Source organism: Ruegeria sp. HKCCSP351, assembly GCF_017872535.1.
GTDB lineage: Bacteria > Pseudomonadota > Alphaproteobacteria > Rhodobacterales > Rhodobacteraceae > Ruegeria.
The window spans coordinates 160,249-183,518 of sequence record NZ_JAEDOV010000006.1; the positions used below are offsets into that span (position 1 = coordinate 160,249).

The 23,270-nt window shown below is 58.0% G+C and carries 27 protein-coding genes; 15 read left to right on the forward strand and 12 right to left on the reverse strand.

Features of this window, described 5'->3' with window-relative positions:
- The 3 genes from odhB (at position 1) to lpdA (ending at position 3,236) form a co-directional block, all read left to right on the forward strand.
- Positions 1-1,503: a 2-oxoglutarate dehydrogenase complex dihydrolipoyllysine-residue succinyltransferase gene (gene odhB / locus I9182_RS13820; RefSeq protein ID WP_209506547.1), complete on the forward strand. Its 1,503-nt coding sequence runs from the start codon at positions 1-3 to the stop codon at positions 1,501-1,503.
- A gap of 2 nt (positions 1,504-1,505) precedes the next feature.
- A complete protein-coding gene (locus tag I9182_RS13825; RefSeq protein WP_209598650.1) occupies positions 1,506-1,775 on the forward strand; it encodes a hypothetical protein in 270 nt (89 codons plus the stop codon).
- A 72-nt stretch (positions 1,776-1,847) separates the two neighbouring features.
- Complete coding sequence (lpdA, locus tag I9182_RS13830) at positions 1,848-3,236, forward strand: dihydrolipoyl dehydrogenase (protein WP_209598651.1); 1,389 nt, start codon at positions 1,848-1,850, stop codon at positions 3,234-3,236.
- Between the two features lie 21 nt (positions 3,237-3,257).
- On the opposite strand, the gene I9182_RS13835 is transcribed toward lpdA, so the two are convergent.
- Positions 3,258-3,836, reverse strand: a complete 579-nt coding sequence (locus tag I9182_RS13835) for a TetR/AcrR family transcriptional regulator (RefSeq protein WP_209598652.1) — start codon at positions 3,834-3,836, stop codon at positions 3,258-3,260.
- Positions 3,837-3,938: 102 nt separating this feature from the next.
- Between I9182_RS13835 and I9182_RS13840 the strand changes: the two genes are divergently transcribed.
- Positions 3,939-4,532 carry an NAD(P)H-dependent oxidoreductase gene (locus I9182_RS13840; RefSeq protein ID WP_209506555.1) on the forward strand — a complete coding sequence of 198 codons (594 nt, stop codon included), beginning with the start codon at positions 3,939-3,941 and terminating at the stop codon, positions 4,530-4,532.
- A 19-nt stretch (positions 4,533-4,551) separates the two neighbouring features.
- On the opposite strand, the gene I9182_RS13845 is transcribed toward I9182_RS13840, so the two are convergent.
- The 4 genes from I9182_RS13845 to I9182_RS13860 are packed head-to-tail and all read right to left on the reverse strand — an operon-like array spanning position 4,552 to position 7,457.
- On the reverse strand, positions 4,552-5,157 hold the full coding sequence (locus I9182_RS13845) for a pyridoxamine 5'-phosphate oxidase family protein (RefSeq protein ID WP_209598653.1): 606 nt from the start codon (positions 5,155-5,157) through the stop codon (positions 4,552-4,554).
- On the reverse strand, positions 5,144-5,884 hold the full coding sequence (locus I9182_RS13850; protein ID WP_209598654.1) for a lysophospholipid acyltransferase family protein: 741 nt from the start codon (positions 5,882-5,884) through the stop codon (positions 5,144-5,146). The genes I9182_RS13845 and I9182_RS13850 overlap by 14 nt, the downstream gene beginning before the upstream one ends.
- Entirely contained in the window at positions 5,884-6,783 is a 900-nt protein-coding gene (locus tag I9182_RS13855; RefSeq protein ID WP_209598655.1) for an FtsX-like permease family protein, read from the reverse strand. Before I9182_RS13855 ends, I9182_RS13850 begins: the two co-directional genes overlap by 1 nt.
- Positions 6,780-7,457, reverse strand: coding sequence for an ATP-binding cassette domain-containing protein (locus tag I9182_RS13860; RefSeq protein WP_209506709.1), 678 nt, complete (start codon positions 7,455-7,457; stop codon positions 6,780-6,782). The genes I9182_RS13855 and I9182_RS13860 overlap by 4 nt, the downstream gene beginning before the upstream one ends.
- 182 nt (positions 7,458-7,639) lie before the next feature.
- Here I9182_RS13860 and I9182_RS13865 point away from each other — a divergent pair, with 182 nt between their 5' ends.
- Positions 7,640-8,362, forward strand: coding sequence for a zinc-ribbon domain-containing protein (locus I9182_RS13865; protein WP_209506564.1), 723 nt, complete (start codon positions 7,640-7,642; stop codon positions 8,360-8,362).
- Positions 8,363-8,365: 3 nt separating this feature from the next.
- Here I9182_RS13865 and I9182_RS13870 read toward each other — a convergent pair whose 3' ends face one another.
- From I9182_RS13870 to argH, 4 genes are all read right to left on the reverse strand, one after another.
- Positions 8,366-10,906, reverse strand: a complete 2,541-nt coding sequence (locus I9182_RS13870; RefSeq protein ID WP_348540334.1) for a TIGR02302 family protein — start codon at positions 10,904-10,906, stop codon at positions 8,366-8,368.
- A 36-nt stretch (positions 10,907-10,942) separates the two neighbouring features.
- Positions 10,943-12,208 carry a diaminopimelate decarboxylase gene (gene lysA / locus I9182_RS13875; RefSeq protein WP_209598656.1) on the reverse strand — a complete coding sequence of 422 codons (1,266 nt, stop codon included), beginning with the start codon at positions 12,206-12,208 and terminating at the stop codon, positions 10,943-10,945.
- Between the two features lie 304 nt (positions 12,209-12,512).
- A complete protein-coding gene (locus I9182_RS13880; protein WP_209598657.1) occupies positions 12,513-12,713 on the reverse strand; it encodes an argininosuccinate lyase in 201 nt (66 codons plus the stop codon).
- Entirely contained in the window at positions 12,710-14,098 is a 1,389-nt protein-coding gene (argH, locus tag I9182_RS13885) for an argininosuccinate lyase (RefSeq protein ID WP_209598658.1), read from the reverse strand. The genes I9182_RS13880 and argH overlap by 4 nt, the downstream gene beginning before the upstream one ends.
- Positions 14,099-14,119: 21 nt before the next feature.
- Here argH and I9182_RS13890 point away from each other — a divergent pair, with 21 nt between their 5' ends.
- The 10 genes from I9182_RS13890 (at position 14,120) to I9182_RS13935 (ending at position 21,948) form a co-directional block, all read left to right on the forward strand.
- The gene (locus I9182_RS13890; protein ID WP_209506573.1) at positions 14,120-14,686 is read left to right on the forward strand and encodes a TlpA disulfide reductase family protein; all 567 of its coding nucleotides are present in this window, start codon (positions 14,120-14,122) and stop codon (positions 14,684-14,686) included.
- Between the two features lie 64 nt (positions 14,687-14,750).
- The gene (locus I9182_RS13895) at positions 14,751-14,948 is read left to right on the forward strand and encodes a hypothetical protein (protein WP_209598659.1); all 198 of its coding nucleotides are present in this window, start codon (positions 14,751-14,753) and stop codon (positions 14,946-14,948) included.
- Positions 14,949-14,990: 42 nt separating this feature from the next.
- Entirely contained in the window at positions 14,991-15,377 is a 387-nt protein-coding gene (locus I9182_RS13900) for a hypothetical protein (RefSeq protein WP_209506576.1), read from the forward strand.
- Positions 15,374-16,345 carry a sterol desaturase family protein gene (locus I9182_RS13905; protein WP_209598660.1) on the forward strand — a complete coding sequence of 324 codons (972 nt, stop codon included), beginning with the start codon at positions 15,374-15,376 and terminating at the stop codon, positions 16,343-16,345. Before I9182_RS13900 ends, I9182_RS13905 begins: the two co-directional genes overlap by 4 nt.
- A gap of 90 nt (positions 16,346-16,435) precedes the next feature.
- Positions 16,436-16,624, forward strand: a complete 189-nt coding sequence (locus I9182_RS13910; RefSeq protein WP_209598661.1) for a hypothetical protein — start codon at positions 16,436-16,438, stop codon at positions 16,622-16,624.
- A gap of 103 nt (positions 16,625-16,727) precedes the next feature.
- Positions 16,728-17,561 (forward strand): EAL domain-containing protein, encoded by an 834-nt coding sequence (locus I9182_RS13915; protein WP_209598662.1) that lies wholly within the window; start codon positions 16,728-16,730, stop codon positions 17,559-17,561.
- A gap of 190 nt (positions 17,562-17,751) precedes the next feature.
- Positions 17,752-18,927, forward strand: a complete 1,176-nt coding sequence (locus I9182_RS13920; RefSeq protein ID WP_209598663.1) for an acetyl-CoA C-acetyltransferase — start codon at positions 17,752-17,754, stop codon at positions 18,925-18,927.
- A 187-nt stretch (positions 18,928-19,114) separates the two neighbouring features.
- Positions 19,115-19,837, forward strand: a complete 723-nt coding sequence (phbB, locus tag I9182_RS13925; protein ID WP_209506587.1) for an acetoacetyl-CoA reductase — start codon at positions 19,115-19,117, stop codon at positions 19,835-19,837.
- A gap of 300 nt (positions 19,838-20,137) precedes the next feature.
- Positions 20,138-21,085, forward strand: a complete 948-nt coding sequence (locus I9182_RS13930; protein ID WP_209598664.1) for a transcriptional regulator GcvA — start codon at positions 20,138-20,140, stop codon at positions 21,083-21,085.
- A complete protein-coding gene (locus tag I9182_RS13935; protein WP_209598665.1) occupies positions 21,082-21,948 on the forward strand; it encodes an EamA family transporter in 867 nt (288 codons plus the stop codon). The genes I9182_RS13930 and I9182_RS13935 overlap by 4 nt, the downstream gene beginning before the upstream one ends.
- On the opposite strand, the gene I9182_RS13940 is transcribed toward I9182_RS13935, so the two are convergent.
- From I9182_RS13940 to I9182_RS13950, 3 genes are all read right to left on the reverse strand, one after another.
- Positions 21,945-22,109, reverse strand: a complete 165-nt coding sequence (locus tag I9182_RS13940; RefSeq protein ID WP_083445267.1) for a DUF465 domain-containing protein — start codon at positions 22,107-22,109, stop codon at positions 21,945-21,947. The two genes, I9182_RS13935 and I9182_RS13940, sit on opposite strands and share 4 nt — an antisense overlap.
- Before the next feature lie 131 nt (positions 22,110-22,240).
- Positions 22,241-23,005: a methyltransferase gene (locus tag I9182_RS13945; RefSeq protein WP_209506590.1), complete on the reverse strand. Its 765-nt coding sequence runs from the start codon at positions 23,003-23,005 to the stop codon at positions 22,241-22,243.
- Positions 23,002-23,217 (reverse strand): DUF2007 domain-containing protein, encoded by a 216-nt coding sequence (locus I9182_RS13950; protein ID WP_050604033.1) that lies wholly within the window; start codon positions 23,215-23,217, stop codon positions 23,002-23,004. The genes I9182_RS13945 and I9182_RS13950 overlap by 4 nt, the downstream gene beginning before the upstream one ends.
- Positions 23,218-23,270 lie beyond the last annotated feature (53 nt).

Genomic DNA, 23,270 nt, shown 5'->3' on the forward strand with positions numbered 1-23,270 from the left:
ATGACGATTGAAGTTCGTGTTCCCACGCTTGGCGAATCGGTCACCGAAGCCACAGTTGCAACCTGGTTCAAAAAGCCCGGTGATGCGGTCGCCATGGATGAGATGCTGTGTGAGCTGGAGACAGACAAGGTCACCGTCGAGGTTCCTTCGCCGGCAGCGGGAGTAATGGGTGAAATCGTGGCAGCCGAAGGCGAAACCGTCGGTGTTGATGCCTTGCTGGCAACGATTGCGGCTGGAGAAGGCGCGGCCCCTGCCCCGGCGGCAGCCGCAGCTTCGGCAGCGGCACCTGCCGCATCGGCCGGGTCGGTTGACGTGATGGTGCCGACACTTGGTGAGTCTGTGACGGAAGCAACCGTTGCGACCTGGTTCAAGAAGGTTGGCGACAACGTCGCGCAGGACGAGATGCTGTGCGAATTGGAAACCGATAAAGTCTCAGTTGAAGTTCCTGCGCCAACTTCGGGTGTTCTTGCGGAAATCGTTGCTCCAGAAGGATCGACCGTGGATGCGGCTGCCAAGCTGGCTGTCATCTCCGGAGCAGCCGCTGGTGCAGCAGCCGCGCCGGCCCAGGCAGCAGCGGCTGCGCCCGCAGCAACCAGCACAGGAAAAGACATCGCAAACGCGCCGTCCGCCCAGAAGGCAATGGCCGAAGCCGGACTGTCAGCTGATCAGGTCACCGGAACAGGCCGCGACGGTCGCATCATGAAGGAAGACGTGTCCAAAGCCGTCGCAGCAGTTTCGGCCCCGGCACCTGCGCCCGCCCCTGCGGCGCAAGCCCCACGCGCCCCGGTGGCCGCCGAGGACGAGGCCCGCGAAGAACGCGTGCGGATGACCCGCTTGCGCCAAACCATTGCCAAACGTCTTAAGGACGCACAAAACACCGCTGCGATCCTGACCACCTACAACGAAGTGGACATGACCGAGGTCATGGCCCTGCGCAATCAGTACAAAGACCAGTTCGAGAAGAAGCATGGCGTGCGTCTTGGCTTCATGTCCTTCTTCACCAAAGCCTGCTGCCACGCCCTGAAAGAAGTGCCCGAGGTAAATGCCGAGATCGATGGCAATGACATCGTCTATAAGAATTTCGTGCATATGGGCGTGGCGGCCGGTACGCCGCAGGGTCTGGTGGTTCCGGTGATCCGCGACGCCGACAGCATGTCCTTTGCCGCGATCGAAAAAGCTATCGCCGAAAAGGGCAAGCGCGCCCGCGACGGCAAGTTGAGCATGGCTGAGATGCAGGGTGGCACCTTCACGATCTCGAACGGTGGTGTTTACGGCTCGTTGATGTCCTCGCCGATCCTGAACCCCCCGCAGTCGGGCATTCTGGGCATGCACAAGATCCAGGACCGTCCGATGGTCATCAATGGCGAGATCAAGATCCGCCCGATGATGTATCTGGCCCTGTCCTATGACCACCGCATTGTTGACGGCAAAGGTGCCGTGACCTTCCTGGTTCGTGTGAAAGAGGCGCTGGAAGACCCGCGCCGCCTGCTGATGGATCTGTAACCATGGCGACACATGTACTCTGGCAGGCCGATGTGGCCGATTTCGACGCCTGGCTGAAGGTGTTCCGCGAGGATATGCCAATGCGCAAGGCCGCGGGTATCCGCGACCTGCATGTCTGGCGCGATCCCGATCAGAAAGACCATGCGATCGCGATGTTCGAGGTGATCAACCTGGAAAAGGCCAAGGCATTTTTCGGATCCGAGGAGTTGGCGATGCATCACGAACGCGGCGGTATCGCGCATATCTCGATCAAGCTGCTGGAACCTGTTTGACAAAGTCTATTTCCGGCCCACCAAATCGGGTCGGGGAAGCGCCGGAACGTCCGGTCGATTTAGGAGAATGTAATGGCAAATTATGACGTCATCGTAATCGGCGCCGGACCCGGCGGCTACGTCTGCGCGATCCGCTGCGCTCAACTGGGTTTGAAAACCGCCGTGGTCGAAGGGCGCGAAACCCTGGGTGGCACTTGTCTTAACGTGGGCTGCATCCCCTCGAAGGCGCTGCTGCATGCCAGCCACCAACTGCACGAGGCCGAGCATAACTTTGCCAAGATGGGCCTGAAGGGCAAAGCGCCTTCGGTCGATTGGAAACAGATGCAGGCCTATAAATATGAGGTGATCGAGGGCAACACCAAGGGCATCGAGTTTTTGTTCAAGAAGAACAAGATCGACTGGCTGAAAGGCTGGGGCTCGATCCCTGCGGCCGGCAAAGTTCAGGTCGGCGATGAAATCCATGAAACCAAGAACATCATCATTGCGTCAGGCTCCGAACCGTCCTCGCTGCCCGGTGTCGAAGTGGATGAGAAGGTGGTTGTGACCTCAACCGGTGCTCTGTCTCTGGGCAAGATCCCGAAGAAAATGGTGGTGATCGGCGCGGGTGTGATCGGGCTGGAACTGGGATCGGTATACAGCCGCCTGGGCGCTGAAGTTACCGTGATCGAGTTCCTCAAGGAGATCACGCCGGGCATGGACCCCGAGGTGCAAAAAACCTTCCAGCGCATTCTCAAGAAACAGGGCCTGACCTTTGTCATGGGCGCGGCGGTGCAGAAAACCGAAGCGACCAAGACCAAGGCCAAAGTTACCTACAAGCTGCTCAAAGACGACAGTGAACATGTGATCGACGCCGATACCGTGCTGGTGGCCACCGGGCGGAAACCCTATTCGGATGGTCTGGGATTGGACGCTTTGGGCGTCGAGATGACCCCGCGCGGCCAGATCAAGGTGGGCAAGGACTGGCAGACCAACGTACCGGGCATCTACGCCATCGGCGACGTGACCGAAGGCCCGATGCTGGCACACAAGGCCGAAGACGAAGGCATGGCCGCCGCCGAGCAGGTTGCAGGAAAGCACGGTCATGTGAATTATGGCGTGATTCCGGGCGTGATCTATACATGGCCCGAAGTTGCCAATGTCGGTGAAACTGAAGCGACGCTCAAAGAACAGGGTCGTGCCTATAAGGTCGGCAAGTTCATGTTCATGGGTAATGGCCGCGCCAAGGCGAATTTTGCGGCAGACGGGTTCGTCAAGATTCTGGCCGACAAGGAAACCGATCGCATTCTGGGTGCCCATATCATCGGCCCCGGCGCGGGTGATCTGATCCATGAGGTCTGTGTGGCAATGGAATTCGGTGCTTCTGCCGAGGATCTGGCGCTCACCTGCCACGCACATCCGACCTATTCCGAAGCGGTGCGCGAGGCTGCCCTGGCCTGCGGCGACGGCCCGATCCACAGCTAACATCCCGGACCCCGGTGGCGATCAGCCTGCCGGGGTCAACCACGCATCCAGATATGTTTCCAGCCTGTCTGTGAACGTTGTTGCTGAGTGCAACGCACAATACTGTAAGGACATGGCCTGAATGGCAAAGGCCTGCACGCCTTCTGCCAACAACTCGGACGGTACATCCTTGCGCATCTCTGCGGTTTCAAGCCACATCATCACGACCCGAAAATATCGTTCAAAACAATAGGCAATCGGCCCAATATCTGCGATGGCCGTTGCCCCCGAGTATCTGATCAACAGATCGAACACGTACCGTTCGGATGTCATGAATTCGTGGACCGGTTCCAGCGATGCGATGATCTCTGGTACCGTTTTGGGTGGAGTTTCGGATTGGGCCTGATCCAGACAGGCATTCAGCTTGTCCGCGATCAGGATTTCCATCAGTGCGTCCTTGTCGCGGAAATGCGCGAAGAAGGTCCCCTTGGCAACTCCCGCGGCCTTTACAACTTCTTCGACCCGCAATGCTTCATATCCGCCATGTCGGATAACCTCTTCCGCAGCTGAGAGAAGCTTGGCGCGGGTCTTGATCGTACGTTTCTGGATCGTTTTTTGCATACCGCTCAGTCGCACATTTTTTGACCGTGGTCAAATTTTATATTGACCGTGGTCACTTTTTGATTCTATAAACTGACCACGGTCATTTTCAGGAGAACCCCAATGCACCCCAAGAAAATACTCATCCTCGATGGACACCCGGCAGAAAGCAGCTTGTCACGCACATTCGCAGAAACCTATGGCGAGGCAGCCCGCAAAAACGGGCATGACGTCCGGATAGTCCATCTGAGCGACCTACAGTTCGATTTTGATTTCGGTCAGGGCAACTATCACGACTTCAAGCCGCTTGAACCGGTTCTGGAACACGTGTTGCAGGACTTCGAATGGAGCGACCATCTGGTCCTGACCACACCTATGTGGTGGGGCGGGCTGCCTGCAAAACTCAAGGGATTGATTGACCGGATGTTCATACCGGGGCGGACATTCGACACCCGCAACACCACGATGGCTGGCCTGCCAGCCCCGATGCTGACCGGACGCACCGCGCGCGTTATCCTGACCTCTGACACGCCGGGCTGGTTCATGCGCCTGATGTACAGGCAAGCGCTTATTCGACAGGTTCGGGGCCAGATCCTCGGGTTTGTTGGCTTCAAACCAACGCGGTTCACTTATTTTGCAGGCGCAAGCTATCCCAAACCGGGCAGCGTCGAGCGCTGGATCAAAAAAGTGTCCAGAATCGGAGCCGCCGCAGCTTGACTGAACAACCGTCCGTTACCTACCACATTGTTTTGGCGGCGCGTGCAGCCCAGTCTTTGTCATACTGCGCGCCGCCCTCTTCACCTTCTGACGCCTCGGACAAAAGCTGCCCAATCGTCGGAAGGTCCTTGCTTTCGTCGCCACAAGTCCAAGTGCGGGCGCGCATCAGTGCACGCGCGCACTGGCTGTAAATCTCGTCAATCTGCACAACGATAACCGTCGCCGGAACCTTGCCAGCCTTTTCGAACTGGTTGCGCAATGCCGCGTCTGCGGTCAATCGGGCCGTTCCGTTCACCCGAACGACATTGTCAGAGCCCGGCACAAAGAACATCAGCGAAACGCGCGGGTCCCGAACGATGTTGCGCAAGCTGTCCAGGCGGTTGTTTCCCCGCCAGTCAGGCAACGCCAGTGTTTTTGTGTTCAATTCGCGTACAACAGCACGGTCGTCCCCACGAGGACTTCCGTCCACCCCCTCGGGACCAACTGTACTGAGAACACAAAGGCGCGCCGCTTCAATCCACTTGCGATAGAGCGGAGTTAAGTGTCGAACGACCTTCCGCAAAGAAGCAGCACCCGGCGTTCCGTACAACGCCTCGAGATCTTCTACTTTTTCAATGAATTCCATCAGGATCAAACCCCACTTCGCGCATCAATTCGTTCGAACGTGTTTCGATCACTTCCTCCAACCGCGCGAGGAACTCCTCGCGGGCTACACCCGGTTTGATCGGCTCCAGAAAATCTACAATGGCAAGGCCGGGTTTACGCATCACGCCTGTACGGGGCCAGAACACGCCAGCATTCGTCGCAACCGGAACGCATGGAAAACCGAGGCCTTCATACAGGATCGCTGTACCAACCTTGTAGGGTTTCTTTGCACCAGGCGCCACACGCGTGCCCTGCGGATAGATCACCAGCTGTCCAGGTTCGGAAAACTCTTTTGAGACGTCCTTGACCATTTTTGCCACAGCCGCACCGCGTTTGCCGCGATTAACCGGGATACAACCAAGGCGTCGTGCATACATGCCAATGACGGGTGTGAACAATAGCTCGCGCTTCATGATAAATTTGCCGTGCGGAATGGCATCAAAAATCATGATGATATCAAGGAACGACTGATGTTTAGCCCCTATGACCACTTCATTCGTTGGGGCATTGCCCCGCACCTCGCAGCGGATACCAACCATCCACCGGGCCAGCCACATGGTGCTTTTGGCGTAGGTTTTGCACGCTTTCAGGGCACCGTTTTTGGAAAACAGCGCATAAGGTAGAAACGCGATACCAAGGATCAGCATCCAGGCATAGATCACAATCATGAAGATGAGGGAACGAACCCACTGAATTGCCATCAACATCAGGAAAGCTCCTTCAACTTGCGTCGGGCCGCGGCCCATGTGGCAACAAAGGCAACGGCTGCCCCAAGGACGGGGATAAGAACCGGCAATACCCAGTCTTTGCCCTGAAATCCAACTCCGGTCAGAAACCCGCCCGCGTCCGAAGCTTCGGGCAAAAGCAAGACACCTGTCATTCCCAGCAGGGTCCCAACCGAGGCGCCGAAAAACGCGCGATAGGTAAACCGCCGTACAAAAGCACCAGCGATGAAACCATCCTGTGCGCCAACCAATCGCAGGACCTCGATAATCTGCGCATTGGCCGCAAGCGATGCGTTGGCCGCAAGAGTAATCATCGCAGCGGTCGCGCCACCGATCAGCAGGATTGATATCCACCCCAAACGACGCAGGGACATCGCAGCATCGACCAGCGGTTCGCGCCATCGCGTATGATCATCCAGAACCGCGCCGGGTACCTCGGCCCCCAATCGCAATCGCAGCCCGAGCGCATCCAGTCCCGGTTCGCCCTCGATGATCTCGATCAGCTGCGGGATTGGCAAAGTATCCAACGGCAGGTCCGGCCCGAACCATGGTGCCAGCAACGCGGCTTGTTCATCTGCGCTAAGCGCACGGGCAGACGAGACACCGGGTGTCTGGCTGAGGACGGTCAATGCCGCTTCTGTCTGGGCAGCAAGCTGCTCGGCCGGTGCGTTGATGCGTAAGGTTGCAGCGCCCGCCAGTTCCGAGGCCCACCGATCCGCGATGCGGCCAGAGGCGAGGGACAAAGCCAAAGCAAAAACAGCAAGAAATGCCATAGCACCAGCGACAAACAGCGTCAGATGCGCGGTGTAGCCGGTTGGCGGAACAACACGGTCAGCACGGGTATCGCCGCGCAGCAGGTTTCGGATATCAGCCCCAGTCACAGGTCTGCCCCCGCCAGATGCAGCTTTCGCTGCGAAATCCGCAAAACACGTGCCTGAACATGACTTTTTGCCGCGCGGATCAGGCTCAGGTCATGGGTGGCAATCAGAACGGTCTTTCCCATACGGTTCAGCTCAACCAGCAGGTGCAACAAACGTTGCGACATCTCCCAATCTACATTGCCGGTGGGTTCATCCGCCAATATGACATCAGGCGACAGGATGACAGCGCGCGCCAGAGCCGCCCGTTGACGTTCACCGCCGGATAATTCCGGTGGCCGCGCTTCGAGACGTGCACCAAGCCCCACCCAGCTGAGCAGTTCGGTCAAATTGTCTTGCCCAGACGATTCCCCGCGCCCGGAGACCATCAGTGGCAAGGCGACATTCTCGGCAAGCGTCATATGGTCAAGGAACTGGCAATCCTGATGAACAACGCCGACGCGTCGGCGGAGCACGGCCAGCTGATCCCGATCAAGGGCCGAGATATCTTGATCAAATACGCTAAGACGTCCAGAGGTTGGTAACAGTGCCCCGTAACACAGCTTGAGCAATGTCGTCTTTCCCGCTCCTGACGGACCGGTCAGAAAGTGGAACGACCCCGGCTGTAGTTGAACCGAGACATCGCTCAGCAACTCGCCGCCACCGTAGGTATAGCTGACATTTTCCAGCTCGATCACACGTGCCCCCAATATTTTGCCGCTCTTCTTGCCCGAGCAGGGCGACGGTTTCAATGGCTCTACCGAGTCCAATTGGTGACACTTGACCTATGAAACCGAAAACGCCCTTTGCTGTTGGGTCTTAACGGAATATCATCCCTGAAAAAACTATTATCGGCCCTTCATCCGGCCGAGGAGGCAGTATGCGTCTTACATGTCCGAATTGCACTGCGCAGTACGAAGTTCCTGACGAGGTCATCCCCGAGGAAGGCCGCGACGTGCAGTGTTCGAACTGCGATCAGACTTGGTTTCAGGCCAAGCATCCATCCGAGCAGACGGATGAACCGAACGCGCCCGAGGACAAGCCTGTTGAGGCAGATACATCGGACACCGAGGTCGAGGCCCAGAAGGACGCCGAGCCCGCAGAAAAAACAGCGCCAGAGGTTGAAAAACCTGCGGCATCCACAGGAAATGTCGCCCCATCAGTTGCCAGCATCCTGAAAGAAGAAGCCGCACGAGAAGCGGAGTTGCGTGCGCAGGAAGGCGGTGGTCTGGAAAGCCAGCCCGATCTGGGCCTGGAAGCCCCGCCAGAGCCAAAGGTCAGGCCCAAACGCCCTGCAACTTCGGAAACCGCTGTAGATGCCGGGCAAAAGGATGCACTGCCGGATGTCGATGCCATCAACTCGAGCATGCGCTCCGACCCGGCAGAAGATGAGGCGCAAGCACCCCGCAAGTCCGGTGGGTTCTTGCGCGGTTTTGCGCTGATGCTGATCATCGGCGTGGTTCTGTACCTGATTTACGGGAATGCCCGCCAGATCAGCGAGGCTGTACCGCAGGCCGATCCGCTGCTCAGCTCATATGTGTCGCTGGTGGATCAGGCGCGAATCTGGCTCGAAACTCAGGCAGGGTCCGGTGCGCAGAACTGAGGGCTAGAACCGTTCCAACAACCGCTTGAGGTATTCCAGCTCGATCTGGGGACGGTCTGTTTCACCGGTCCGGCGGCGGATTTCATCCAGCAACTCGCGCGCACGGCGATAAACGTCTTCGCCCTGCAACAGGTTTTCATCGGTTGAAATCGAACCCGCAGCGCCTGGGTTTCGGCCCAGCGGATCGCGGTTGTTGGCCTGCATATCGCCGTCCTGCGTTCCCTGCCCCGGTTGGTTCTGCTGTTCCTGCGCCATGGCTTCACCCAGCGACCGCATCCCTTCGCGCAGAGCTTCCATCGCTTCGGACTGGCGGTCGATAGCTTCGGCGAGATCATCGCCACGCAGGGCTTGCTCGGCCTCGTCCATGGCGCGCCCGGCCCGATCCAACGCCTCGCGCGCGGCGTCACCTTCGGGCGTGCCGGCACCGGGCAATCCCTGTTGCTGGCGGCTCAGTTCATTTCTCAGCGCTTGCTGCCGATCCGCAAGTGAGCCTTGACCCTGCTGGCCTTCGCCAGCCTGATCCGAGCCTTCGCCCTGACCGCCCTGACCTTCGTGGCTTTGCCCCCGACCTTGCCCGCCGTTGCGGCCTTCGTTCCCTTGGCTTTCACCTGATTGCGCGCCTGGGTTGAACTGTTCCTGCAAATCACGAAAGGCCTGATCGCTAAGGCCCTGCTGTTCGCGCAGGGTTTCGGCGAGACCTTCCATGGCCTGCTGGCCTTCGGATTGCTGCCCTTGGCCCTGACCCTGAGTTACACGCATGTTCTCCATCATCTGCTGGAATTCTTCCAACGCCTGCTGGGCTTCGGCCATGCGGCCTTGTTCCATCAGTTCCTGAATGCGGTCCATCATGCGCTGCAGGTCATCCTGCGTCATTTGCAAAGATTCACCATTCTGGCCGGGCTGACGCTCGCCGTCTTCGCCATCTTGCTGTGCAAGGCGTTGTAGTTGCTGAAGGTAATCTTGCGTCGCCTCGCGCAACTCCTGCATCAGTTCGGCTATTTCTTCATCGCTGGCCCCGTTCTTCATCGCTTCGGTCAGACGTTCCTGCGCGCGGCGCATCCGTTCCAATGCATCCGCCAGCGTCCCGTCCTCGATCAGCACGGCAAGGTCCCACAGGGCCTGCGCAATCTCTTCCTGTTGTTTGGGCTTCAACCCGTATCGGTGAAACGTTTCCAATCGCCGCAGCACAACCCGCAGGCGCAGATAGGCTGTGTCAGAGCGAAACAAATCCTCAGGGCGGTGCGACACAGCCCTCAGGACCTGCGAGACACGAGGTGCATTTGATCGCGACCAAAGCAGATCGCGCCTCTGTTCAATCACGGCTGCCGCCAGCGGATCAAAGAAGCGCCGTGCTGGCAATGCTGTCGCATAGGGATCCGAAGACGTTTGCTGATCCGCTGCATCCGTCGCCATCAAGGTTATTCTGACCGGCAGATGCGCCCACGGATGCTGCGAGAAATCCTCGATCAGGTCTTCGGTAAAGTCCGCCCTGTCACCGGTGATCGGCATAGGTAACTCGATTTCGATCACCTCGCGCGGCTCTGGCTCGGCCGCCAGTCCGTACCGACGGTCAATCGCCGCCAGATCCAGCTCGATCCGGGCCAGACCCGAGACCACTCCGTAATCGTCGCTGGCGGAAAATGGCAGCTTCATCTGCCCGCCCGCTTCAGACTCTGCGGTACCGGAAACTTCGATCTTCGGAGCCACGTCATCAATGACCTGCACCGACCACTCCCGCCCCGCCGGTCCATCGATGCGAAACTGACCCGAGCGTTCGGCGACAAACTCCTGTTCCGGGTCTGTTGCCGCCTCGGTTCCGCTAGCAGAACTGCTCTCGGACAGACTGTGTGCGCCAACTTCACCATAAAGTCGCAAGGTGATGCGACTGCCCTTGGGAACAGAAAGCGCGCCCGTCTGATCAGCAAGATATAAGGTCGGTAAACCTGTGTATCTGGGGGGTTCCACCCATCCTTCCCAAGTTGGGCCCTGTCCAGCGACGGCTGTGCCCGGGGCCATGTCCGCCACTGAACCTACGCGCCACAATGAACCAAAGATCAGCGCCACAACAAATGCCAGCAGAGCGGCATACCGCAGCGCATACGGGTCGCGCGACGCAAGCCGAAGATCAGGTTTCACGGCCTCAGCAGTGGCCGCACGCTGTGCCATGCGTTCCTTGTGCGCCTGCCACAAAGCAACCGAGTCCCCATCATTGGCACCGATTGCCTGCTCATCCAGCAAAGCCTGAATCGGCCGACCAGGCAGAGCCTCATCCAGCCGCGCCAGCGCATCAGCGCGGGATGGCAGTTTGAATTTCGTGACACCCCGGACGGATGCCACACCAAAAGAAATCAACGACAGCGCACCAGCACCCCAGACGATTTCAACGGGCAGATGATCCTGCAACCCCAGAATCAGAGCGGCGAGCAAAGCCAGAACAATCGAGAACGCAGGCCAGAACGCGCGCAGCACCTGTTCAGCCACCATGCCGAGATGGGTTAGCCACAGGGACAGGCGCGGAATGGGCAGGTTCGTTCTGTTGGTCAAGACGGGCCTCCGAGGTGGGCCCGCGCGGTTATCGCGTCAAAGCCACGATGGTATGGTATCGCGGTTTATGATTTCGTCAAAGCTTGGCCGTTCACGAATGACTGCAAATTGATCACCATTCACCAGAACTTCGGGGATCAACGGGCGGGTATTGTATTCGCTGGACATCACCGCACCGTACGCACCCGCGCTGCGAAATGCGACAAGATCACCCGATCTCAACGGCGGCATATTGCGCTGCTTGGCAAAGGTATCCCCGGATTCGCAGACCGGACCGACAATGTCATAAGGGCGCTGTTCCACACCGGCGACAGGCTCCTGCACTGCAACGATATCGTGGTAAGCTTCGTACATTGCGGGGCGGATCAGGTCGTTCATCGCCCCATCAAGGATCAAAAAGTCGCGACCTTCGCCTGATTTCACATAGATGACCTTGCTGACCATAATCCCGGCGTTGCCCGCGATCAGGCGGCCCGGCTCAATTTCGATCTCACAGCCCAGATGGCCCAATGTTCTCTTGACCAGCGCACCATATTCAATCGGCAAGGGGGGTGCGTTGTTCGACCGGGTGTAAGGAATGCCCAGACCGCCACCCAGATCGAGACGCCGAATGTTGTGACCTTCAGAGCGGAGACGCTCGGTCAGCTCGGCTACCTTTGTGTAGGCCAGCTCATACGGTTCAAGTTCGGTTAGTTGCGAGCCAATATGAACGTCGATACCGATCACCTCCAACCCCGGAAGGCTGGCGGCGTGGGCGTAAACTTCCGAGGCACGGGCAATCGGAATGCCAAACTTGTTCTCGGACTTGCCCGTGGCAATCTTGGCGTGCGTCCTGGCATCAACATCCGGGTTTACCCTGACGGTGATCGGCGCGATCACGCCAAGCTCAAGCGCGATGGCGTTGATCACTTCCATCTCGGGCTCGGATTCGACATTGAACTGGCGAATGCCACCGCTCAGCGCCATGCGTATCTCGTCCGCTGTTTTCCCAACGCCTGAGAACACGATCTTGTCACCGGGAACACCAGCCGCCTTCGCCCGCAGATATTCTCCGCCCGAGACCACGTCCATCCCCGCACCCGCTTGCGCCAGTGTCTTCAGGATCGCCTGATTGCTGGCCGCTTTCATCGCGTAGCAGACCAGATGATCGGTGCCGTCCAACGCGTCATCGAACAGTTTGAAATGCCGCAGTAATGTAGCCGTGGAATAGACGTAGAACGGTGTTCCGACCGCGGCTGCGATTTCGGAGACTGGGACGTACTCGGCGAAAAGCGCGCCGTCGCGGTACAAAAAGTGATCCATGCCTGCGCGCTTAGACCATAAGAGGACTTCGGATCAATGGATTCCGAACCCCTCGCCCTTGTTTAATTTTGTGTTGAAACACCAACGCGGCCGTAGCCCGAGATTGAAATGCCGGTGCCCGATTGTTTTGGTTCAGCTGCAGGTTCCGGGCGTCGCGCTGACGAAGGCTCACAAGCTGCCAAAACCGCAAGTGCAGAAACCAGTCCCAGTATTCTCATTTCAGTACCATTTCTTTGCGTGACAGGTGATTGATACGTGGACCCAACATGAGGTGTCGGGACCAAGGGCGCAACATTCAAAAGGATCAGAATCCAAGATAAATGCCCAGCGGTCCGCGGCTTAGGCCGACACCCCCACCAACATACGCGCCGCTTGATCCAACCCCGATTGTGGCACTGACCGTGGGCTGAGGGGCAATTGGTTGCTCAGGCTCGCCATCAGCCCCGCACCCGGCCAGCACCAGGCCGGAAACCGAAATCAGGATCGCACGTAGCGCAGTTGTCATACCATTGCCTTCCATCGTTCGATCTGGGCCCGCACCTGATCGGGGGCGGTACCGCCGTAGGACTGGCGCGAGTTTACCGAATTGTCGACGCCAAGGACAGAGTAGACGTCATCCGAGATTTCACCATGAACCGATTGCATATCGTCCAGTGTCAGGTCGGGCAGGTCACACCCCTTGCCCTCGGCCATGGCCACCAGCGATCCGGTGACGTGATGCGCATCCCGGAACGGCAGGCCCAGCACCCGCACCAGCCAGTCGGCCAGATCCGTCGCGGTTGAAAACCCCGACCCGGCGGCGGCAGCAAGGCTGTCGCGATTGGCGGTCATGTCCTTGACCATACCTTCCATCGCCGCCAGAGCCAGCATCCAGTTGTCGGCGGCATCAAAGACCTGTTCCTTGTCTTCCTGCATGTCCTTTGAATAGGCCAGCGGCAGGCCCTTCATCACCATCATCAACGCGGTATTGGCCCCATAGATGCGCCCAACCTTGGCGCGGATCAGTTCCGCCGCATCCGGGTTCTTTTTCTGCGGCATGATCGACGAGCCGGTGGAAAACCGGTCGGAAAGGGACACGAAACGGAACTGGGCCGAAGACCAGATCACCAGTTCTTCGGCAAAACGCGACAGGTGCACGGCGCAGATCGACGCGGTCGACAGGAATTCCAATGCAAAGTCGCGGTCGCTGACAGCATCCAGCGAGTTGGCGGCGGGGCGGTCAAAGCCCAGCGCCTGTGCCGTCATGTGTCGGTCGATGGGGAACGAGGTTCCGGCCAGCGCCGCAGCACCCAGCGGGGATTCGTTCATGCGCGCGCGCGCATCGCGGACGCGGGACAGGTCGCGGCCAAACATCTCGACATAGGCCATCATATGATGGCCCCAAGTTACGGGTTGCGCCGTTTGCAGATGGGTAAAGCCCGGCATGACCCAATCGGCGCCTGCTTCGGCCTGCGCCAAAAGCGCGCGGATCAGGGCCAGAATACCGGACTCCGCCGCATCAAACTGATCCCGGACCCACAGTTTGAAATCCGTCGCCACCTGATCGTTACGCGAACGCCCTGTGTGCAAACGGCCTGCCGGCTCGCCAATGATCTCTTTCAGCCGCGCCTCGACATTCATGTGAATGTCTTCCAACGCTGTTGAGAACTGAAACGTGCCGCTCTGGATTTCTGACAAAACGGTGAGCAGCCCTTCCCGAATGGCCTGCGCATCACTATCACTTATGACGCCTGTGGCAGCCAACATGGCCGCATGGGCGCGCGAGCCTGCGATGTCCTGGGCTGCCATCCGCTGATCGAACCCGATCGAGGCGTTGATCGCCTCCATGATCGCGTCTGGACCGGCGGCAAAGCGGCCGCCCCACATCTGGTTCGAGGATTGATCGGTCATGTAAGAAAACCCGGAGTTGATATGCGCCTATTTCGTTTGATCCCCCTTTATATGGCCCTTGCGCTGGGTGCAAACGCCGCTTTTGCGACCGATGCCGAAACGCTGGCTCCTCTGCGGGAAGACAGCCTGAAACGTCTTATCCTGCACAAAGAACCCAAACCCGCAAAAGAGATCGAGTTTCAGCTGGAAGATGACGGCGGTGTTGGAACGTTGGCTGATTACGAGGGCAAGTATGTGCTGCTGAACTTCTGGGCCACCTGGTGCGCCCCCTGCCGCAAAGAGATGCCGCAGATCGCCGAATTGCAGGACGAGTTCGGGGGTGACAAGTTCCAGGTTCTGACTCTTGCCACAGGCCGCAACTCGCCAGCTGGGATCAAGAAGTTCTTTGAAGAAAATGGCATATCCAACCTGCCGCGTCATCAGGACCTCAGCTCGGCCGCTGCGCGCGAATTTGGCGTAATTGCTTTGCCCATCACGGTCATTCTGAATCCCGAAGGTCAGGAAATCGCGCGTTTGATCGGCGACGCCGAATGGAATTCGGACAGCGCCAAGGCGATTATCTCGACGCTTGTTGGCGCAGAAAGCTGATGAAATAGCCTTAGAAACAGTGAAGTATCATATCCTCTAGGCATTCAACCCGGAGGATATTTTGGTGAAACCAATTGCAGGAATTGCGGCGATGGCGGGTGTTTTCTGGATGGCCGCCGATGCTGCTACTGCTAAGGACGTACGCAAGAAGGGCAAGGGAGATCCGGAAACCTACACGATCTCCGACCAGTATTCCCGCTTGTCGAATGGTTCCGGTCAAAGCCTTGGTTTTGGAACACAACTGACGCGACGCCACCTTTGACAGTTTCCATCCTCCTTTGCACTCTGCGCTCAGGAGGATGGAATGCCGCTGGAAATTCTATTGGTGTTGGTCGTTGGTGGCATAGCCGGGATTACGCTGTTGCTGCATCTGACGGGCAAGTCGCGGTTGCACGTGCTGACGCCGGACACGGCGCCACGCCAATGGATGCGGCATTTTCCCGATGACACGGTGATCGACGTGACAATCGCCCATGACGGCCACGCGGCGCTGGTGCGAACCCAGAACGGGGCCGGACTGATCTGGTCCTTCGGGGCCGATACAGTAGCGCGGCATCTTCAGGATTTCGACTGGTTCGAGACCGCCAATGGCATCGAAGTTCGGTTTCACGACTTCAGCACACCGCGCGCGACCCTTCACCTTGACCAGACAGAGCGCCAGCACTGGCAACACATGATGAGGCCCGCATGACAGACCAGGTAAGTTTTCCCGATGCGGTGCAATGGGCCGTTCCTTTTTTTATCGCTGCCATACTGGCAGAATTCCTGTGGATCGCAGTCAAGGGCAAAGGCGGGCGGTATGAAACGCGCGACGCTGTGACCTCGCTGATCATGGGGGCCGGGAACATCGCGTCGGGCTTTTTGCTGGGCTTTATTGCCTATGCGTTTTTCATGTGGCTGTGGCAGATCACTCCTTTGGACCTTGGCACGTCAATTCCCGTTATCATTCTGTGCTTTGTTCTGGATGATCTTCGCTATTACTGGGTACACCGTTTTGGGCATCGTATTCGCTGGGTCTGGGCCAGCCATGTCAACCACCACAGTTCACAGCACTACAATCTGACCACAGCTCTGCGGCAGACTTGGACCTATACCTTTACGTTCATGATGGTCGTTCGCGCGCCGCTGATCCTGCTGGGTTTCCATCCGGCCATGGTTCTGTTCGTCGGCGGATTGAACCTGATCTATCAGTTCTGGATTCACACCGAGGCCATCGGCAAAATGCCCCGATGGTTCGAAGCGGTCATGAATACCCCCAGCCATCATCGCGCGCATCACGGCAGGAACGCGCGGTACCTGGATTGTAATTACGCCGGAGTTTTCATCATCTGGGACAAGCTGTTTGGGACATTTGTGCCTGAACTGGAAAACGACCGTGTCGACTACGGGCTGGTTCACAATATCGGCACCTTCAACCCGTTGCGCGTTGCGTTTCACGAATGGGTCGGCATTTGGCACGATGCCACGCAGCCATGCCTGACACTGCGGCAACGTCTGGCCTATTGTTTTGCACCTCCCGGGTACAGCCACGACGGCAGTCGCGACAACTCGGAACAGATAAAAGCCAAGCACTTGGCTCGCCACCCCGAGGACCGGGGAACGCCCGGTTTTGAGCAGGTCGACAAGATCCTGCCCAAAGGACAGGCAGAACAGGCCTGATACAGCCGTCAGGCCCCGCTAGACTTGAACTCCGGTCTTTGCACGCCATATCGGTGATTGAATGTGGCGCATAGATGAGCGAGGGGCGGCATGAAACGTTTGGCAACCATTTCAACCTTCGTGGGGTTGTTTGGCCTGTTGCTGGCCATGCTTGCCGCGCTCGGCAGCTTTGTTGGCACTTTGATCGCACTGGGTTTTGTCCTGATGTTTCTGGGTGCGACAGGAGCCCTTCTTGGAGCCGCGGCATCGCTGGCCCGTGCCGGGCATTCCGCGCGCTAAAACCGCAATAAGCAACTTCTTCTGACGCTTTAACCGCAGATTCATCTGTTTGCCCCGAAACTGTGTCAAAACACCTGTTCCGGACACACGGGAATCTGCGCCTATGGGAAACAAAAAGCTCACCAATCTTCCCGAAGGGTTGGACACCCCTTTGAATGCAGCAGTGTCAACACGGGACCGTTCGGTGGTTCAGATGGCAACCGATGCTGTGAAGCACAAGCAATGTCGGTTGGCCTTTCAGCCGGTTGTTCAGGCGCACCCGCCGCATGACATCGCGTTTTACGAAGGCTTCATTCGTGTATTGGATGAAACAGGGCGCGTTATCCCCGCGCGCGAGTTCATGCCACAGGTTGAAAACACTCCGATCGGACGTGATCTCGACTGCGTCGCGTTGGAACTTGGTCTGCGCACGTTGGTGAAGAACCCCCAGATCCGCCTGTCGATCAACATGTCCGCCCGCTCAATCGGTTATTCCAACTGGTCCGGTATACTGGACCGGTTTCTGAAACGGGATCCGCAGCTGGGCGAACGGTTGATCCTAGAAATCTCCGAAAGTTCTGCCATGCAGGTGCCGGAATTGGTGGTCGACTTCATGGACCGCCTACAGGATCGCGGCATCGCCTTTGCGCTGGACGACTTTGGTGCCAGCAATTTCAGTTTCCGCCACTTTCGCGAGTTTCTGTTCGACGCCGCCAAGATCGACGGTCAGTTTATCAGGGGCATCAGCGACAGCCCCGACAACCAGGCTTTGGTGCGGGCCCTGATTGCCGTAGCGCGTGAGTTTGAAATTCTGGTCACTGCCGAATCGGTCGAAACTCAGAAGGATGCGGCATTTTTGCTTGAATTTGGCGTGGATTGCATGCAGGGCTTTTTGTTTGGCGCGCCCAGTGTTTCGCCCCCGTGGAAACAGGAAAAAAGTTCAAAAACAGCAAGTTGACCCGTGGGTGATCGACATTTTTCCGCCATTTCCCAAGCTGAGACAAGCTGCCCGTTGCTGCAAGTGCAGCATTACGCTATTGCAGAAGTACTTGAGCGGGGGATAACGGGGCGCTCTTGTTTCGAGAGGGAAACTCTCGGCCTGCGCCGTCAGACATTCCGCCAGACAATGACGGTAAAGGACTGATCATATGACCAACGTAGTAATCGCATCCGCCGCACGAACAGGTGTTGGCAGCTTTAGTGGTTCGTTTGCGAACACCCCCGCACATGATCTGGGCGCGGCCGTCCTGGAAGCAGTTGTTGAGCGCGCCGGGATTGAAAAAGGCGAAGTCAGCGAAACCATCTTGGGTCAGGTGCTGACTGCGGCTCAGGGGCAGAACCCGGCTCGGCAGGCGCATATCAACGCTGGTTTGCCGCAAGAAAGTGCCGCCTGGGGCATCAACCAGGTTTGCGGCTCAGGCCTGCGTGCGGTCGCATTGGGCGCTCAGCACATCCAACTCGGCGATGCCGACATCGTCGCCGCTGGTGGCCAAGAGAACATGACCCTGTCGCCCCACGCAGCTGCCCTGCGCGCCGGTCACAAGATGGGCGATATGAAGTATATCGACACCATGATCCGCGATGGTCTGTGGGATGCCTTCAACGGTTATCACATGGGTCAGACGGCGGAAAATGTTGCCGAGAAATGGCAGATCAGCCGCGACATGCAGGATGAATTCGCTGTTGCTTCGCAGAACAAGGCCGAGGCGGCGCAAAAAGCTGGCAAATTTGTCGACGAAATCGTGCCCTTCACCATCAAGACCCGCAAGGGCGACATCGTGATGGACAAGGACGAATACATCCGCCACGGCGCTACAATGGAAGCCATGGCAAAGCTGCGCCCCGCCTTCACCAAGGACGGATCGGTCACAGCTGCAAACGCTTCGGGCCTGAACGACGGCGCGGCCGCAACCCTGCTGATGTCGGCGCAAAACGCAGAAAAGCGCGGAATCGAACCTTTGGCGCGCATCGCGTCCTACGCAACTGCTGGACTGGACCCGTCGATCATGGGCGTTGGCCCGATCTACGCTTCGCGCAAGGCATTGGAAAAAGCGGGTTGGTCCGTCGACGATCTGGACCTGGTTGAAGCCAACGAAGCCTTTGCTGCGCAAGCCTGCGCAGTGAACAAGGACATGGGCTGGGACCCGTCGATTGTGAACGTGAACGGTGGCGCAATTGCCATCGGCCACCCGATCGGTGCATCAGGTTGCCGCGTTCTGAACACGCTGCTGTTCGAAATGAAGCGCCGCGATGCAAAGAAAGGTCTGGCCACTCTGTGCATCGGCGGCGGCATGGGTGTCGCCCTGTGTGTGGAGCGCGACTAAGTGCGCCAATAACGAAATAGATAAGGGCGTCCACGGGACGCCCTTTTTTGTTACACTGGGGTCGTACCCCTTAGATGCGACGATATTGCCATCCGAAATAAACACCTTAACGACGAAACAATATTGCGCACAAGCATCTCTCAAAGTAACAGCATTACCAAGGCGACTAAAATTGGAGGAGTCCTAAATGGCACGTACAGCACTCGTTACCGGCGGTTCCCGCGGCATTGGCGCAGCAATTTCCAAGGCGCTCAAAGCCGAAGGATACAACGTTGCGGCCACCTATGCGGGGAATGACGAAGCCGCCGCGAAATTCACCGAAGAAACCGGCATTAAGACCTACAAGTGGAACGTCGCCGATTATGACGAATCCAAAGCAGGTATCGAAAAGGTTGAGGCCGAGGTTGGCCCCATCGATATCGTTGTCGCCAACGCAGGCATCACCCGTGATGCACCTTTCCACAAAATGACACCCGATCAGTGGAAAGACGTGATCGACACCAACCTGACCGGTGTATTCAACACTGTGCACCCTGTCTGGCCCGGCATGCGCGAGCGCAAATTTGGCCGTGTCATCGTCATCAGCTCGATCAACGGCCAGAAGGGTCAGTTCGCTCAGGTGAATTATGCTGCGACCAAGGCAGGCGATCTGGGCATCGTGAAATCTCTGGCGCAGGAAGGCGCGCGGGCAGGCATCACGGCCAACGCGATCTGCCCCGGTTATATCGCAACCGAGATGGTGATGGCGGTGCCCGAAAAGGTGCGCGAATCGATCATTGGCCAGATCCCCGCCGGTCGTCTGGGCGAGCCCGAAGAGATTGCACGCTGTGTGACCTTCCTGGCCTCGGACGAATCTCAGTTCATCAACGGCTCGACCATCTCGGCCAACGGTGCGCAATTCTTCGTCTGATCCAGACTTGTGAACAAAAAAACGGGCCGGTCACTTTGGACCGGCCCTTTCTGATCCCGTAAGAACGCGCGCGCTGCGATCAGCGGGAACCGAATATCCATCCCCAAAACTGCCAAATCACCCTGCTGCGCTCTTGGTGGGCACGCAGGATCGCCATCTGAGCGGCGGGATTTGTCGTCATCTCGATCATGGCAGTCTCCTTTTTCAAATCAGTTTTATTTGACCTGATGCGAACATGGCGGCTAAAAACAAACACGACAAACGAGCTTTCTTGGGACTTCAGTTAAGTTTTTCTTCACTATGAGTGACTATCTGCCCCCACTTACCGCGCTTCGGGCTTTTGATGCCGCGGCCAGGCACATGTCTTTTTCGAAGGCGGCGGAAGAGCTGCATGTGACGCCAGCAGCCCTGTCCTTTCAAATCAAGTCGCTTGAAGAACACCTTGGACGTCCGCTGTTTCGCCGTCTGAACCGCGCCGTAGAGCTGACCGAGGCGGGCCGTGCCCTTGCTCCTGGTGCGGCAGAAGGGTTTGCCACCTTGCAAACCGCGTGGCGCGCCGTGCGCAGGAAGGAGAATGACACCGGACTGACCGTCACCGCAGGTCCGGCACTGACTGCAAAGTGGCTGGCGCCTCGCCTTTACGAGTTTGCCCGTGCGCATCCCGAGATCGACCTGAAATTCTCGGCCACGTTACGCAACATGGATCTGGAGCGAGATGATGTGGATGTTGCCATCCGGTTCGGGAATTCCGCCGACGAGGGCCTGTATTCCGTACCTGTCAGAAAGGAGTGGCTGACCCCGGTTATGACCCCGGAGCTGGCTGAACAATTCACCACGCCAGACAGCCTGCGTGACGCACCGTTGATCCACGACGATTCGATCAACTTTCTGACCCCACCCTGCGACTGGCCTGCCTGGTTCCGCGCTGTGGGTATCGATTTCACCCCCACTCATGGGGCGCATTTTTCCAACGCAGATCACGCGATTGACGCCGCTGTCGCCGGTGTTGGTGTCGCCCTTGGACGGCGCGCCATGATCCTCAAGGACTTGACCGAGGGTCGGCTGGTTGCCCCCTTCAAGGTCGCGCTGGAAACACAGGGCCGGTTCCGGTTCCTGTGCCTTCCGGGGGCCGAGAAACGTCCTCAGATCGCAGCCTTTCGGGATTGGTTCCTGACCGAGATTGAAAAGACCGCGCATATTTCGGATGAGTTCGACATTATTCCGATCGAAGAGGTTTCCGGATCATGACCAAAACGCGCGCAACAGCCATCGGCTTTGGGGCCGTACTATTATGGGCTTTGCTGGCACTTTTGACCGTCGGCTCTGCACCCACACCACCTTTGCTGTTGAACACGATTTGCTTTTCGATTGGTGGGGCGCTTGGGTTGATCTGGACAGCAGCAACCGGTGGGTTTAGCGGGTTGAAACAAGTCCCCTGGACGACCTACCTGTTCGGTTCATTGGGTCTGTTCGGGTACCACGCATTGTATTTTTCGGCCCTGCGTATGGCCCCTGCGGCCGAGGCCGGACTTATTGCCTATCTCTGGCCCCTTCTTATCGTTCTGTTTTCCGGCCTGCTGCCGGGCGAACGGCTTCGCGCTGGTCATCTGGTTGGGGCATGCCTTGGCTTTGCTGGGGCTGCTTTGATCATCACCGGAGGCGGAAGCGCCGGTTTTCAGGCGCAACATCTACCCGGGTATGCATTGGCCTTGCTTTGCGCCCTGACATGGTCAGGCTATTCGGTTCTGTCGCGCAAATTGGGGGGTACACCGACCAGTTCGGTTGCGGTCTTTTGTCTGATGGCTGCGTTGGCTTCGGGTCTGCTGCATCTGGCTATAGAAGACGCCGTGCTGCCTAACACGACACTGGGGTGGGTTTCTGTACTGGCGCTTGGCCTCGGGCCCGTTGGACTGGCCTTTTATATCTGGGATATCGGGGTAAAGCAGGGCGATATTCAAATGCTCGGAACCTCATCTTACGCGGCCCCGTTATTGTCGACACTTGCTTTGGTGATGGCCGGGATCGCTGCCCCATCCTGGGGGCTGGCGATCGCGGCCTTTCTGATTACCGGTGGGGCCTTGATCGCGGCCCGATCCAGTTTGAAATCTTAAGCAGACAGTCGCTCGATCTCTTCCTTCAGCTTGAGCTTCTGTTTCTTCAGCTGGGCGATGTGGAGATCATCGATGCCTGGCGAGCGTTGGGCTTGTTCTACTTCTAGACCGAGAGATTCGTGCTTTTTCTTCAGTTCCGTCAGATGTGCGCTCACGCTCATTGCGATCCTCCTTTTATACGTGTCTGAATGTCACGTAAGAAGTTGATCACATCGTTTCCACCCTGTCACGCTGCAGACGCACAGAATCTAAAACAAATCCGACAAAATCGGCTGGACATTGCCGGTCGCCGTCAGAACCCGGGCAGGGCAGCGGCCTTCCGGAGCACGGCCGAAACTGCATCCGTATAGCTTTCGCCGTCTTCTTCGTGACGTTCACCCGCGTGCACAATCAAAGGTGGGTGGAGGCGAAATGCCGCACGCCCTCCTTTGCGGGCGCGCAGAATGATCAGCTCAGCCTCTCGCCCTGTCCGTGGGCTTAGTGGCAACAACTCCACCGATCCCAGCACCCCCTGGCACGCTGCCAGCATGTCGGGCAGCCGATCGGCTTTCTGGATCATGTGCAGGTACCCTTTTGGCGCAAGGCGTTTTGCAGCCACTGCAATCCAGTCGGCCAACTGGGTGTCTTCGCTCAGGGCCACACTTCGTCCCGCATCCTTTGCAGGGCTATGCGCCCCTGCCCGATAATAGGGCGGATTCGCAATGACGTGATCGAACTGGCGCTGCCGAAACGCCTCGGGCAAAGCGGTCAGGTCTGCTTGGACAACTTCCAGCTCTATCCCGTTGATTTCCGCATTTCTGCAGGCCAATTCCGCATAGGCGGGCTGTAGCTCGATACCTGTCAGGTGCAGACCGGGCAGTCGTGACGACAAGCAAAGAATGGCAGCCCCTGCACCGCACCCCAGTTCCAACACGGACTGACCTGCCCTGGCCGGAACGGATGCGGCAAGCAATACCGGGTCGACCCCGGCACGATAACCCGACCGAGGTTGCAGCAACCGGACCCTGCCCCCCAGGAAATCATTGCAGCTGAGTTCACTATCGGAAAACCGGGTCATCGGCCCAGCGGAATTTCATTGTCGCGCATCACACGTTCGGCACGGGTCAGGTCTTCGGCGCGAACCATCAGTCGGCGGGGAAAGATCCCGATCCCACCTTCGAGGATGCTCATATTTACGTCCATCTGAAAGCAGTCTATATCCTCGCCTTCAAGGAGAGCGGATGCAAAGGCCAGGATCGTCGGATCGGTACTGCGCAATAGTTCTTTCATGGGGATGGATGTAAGGGCAAGGCGGGGCGAAAGTCGAGCCTTGTATCAGGAGT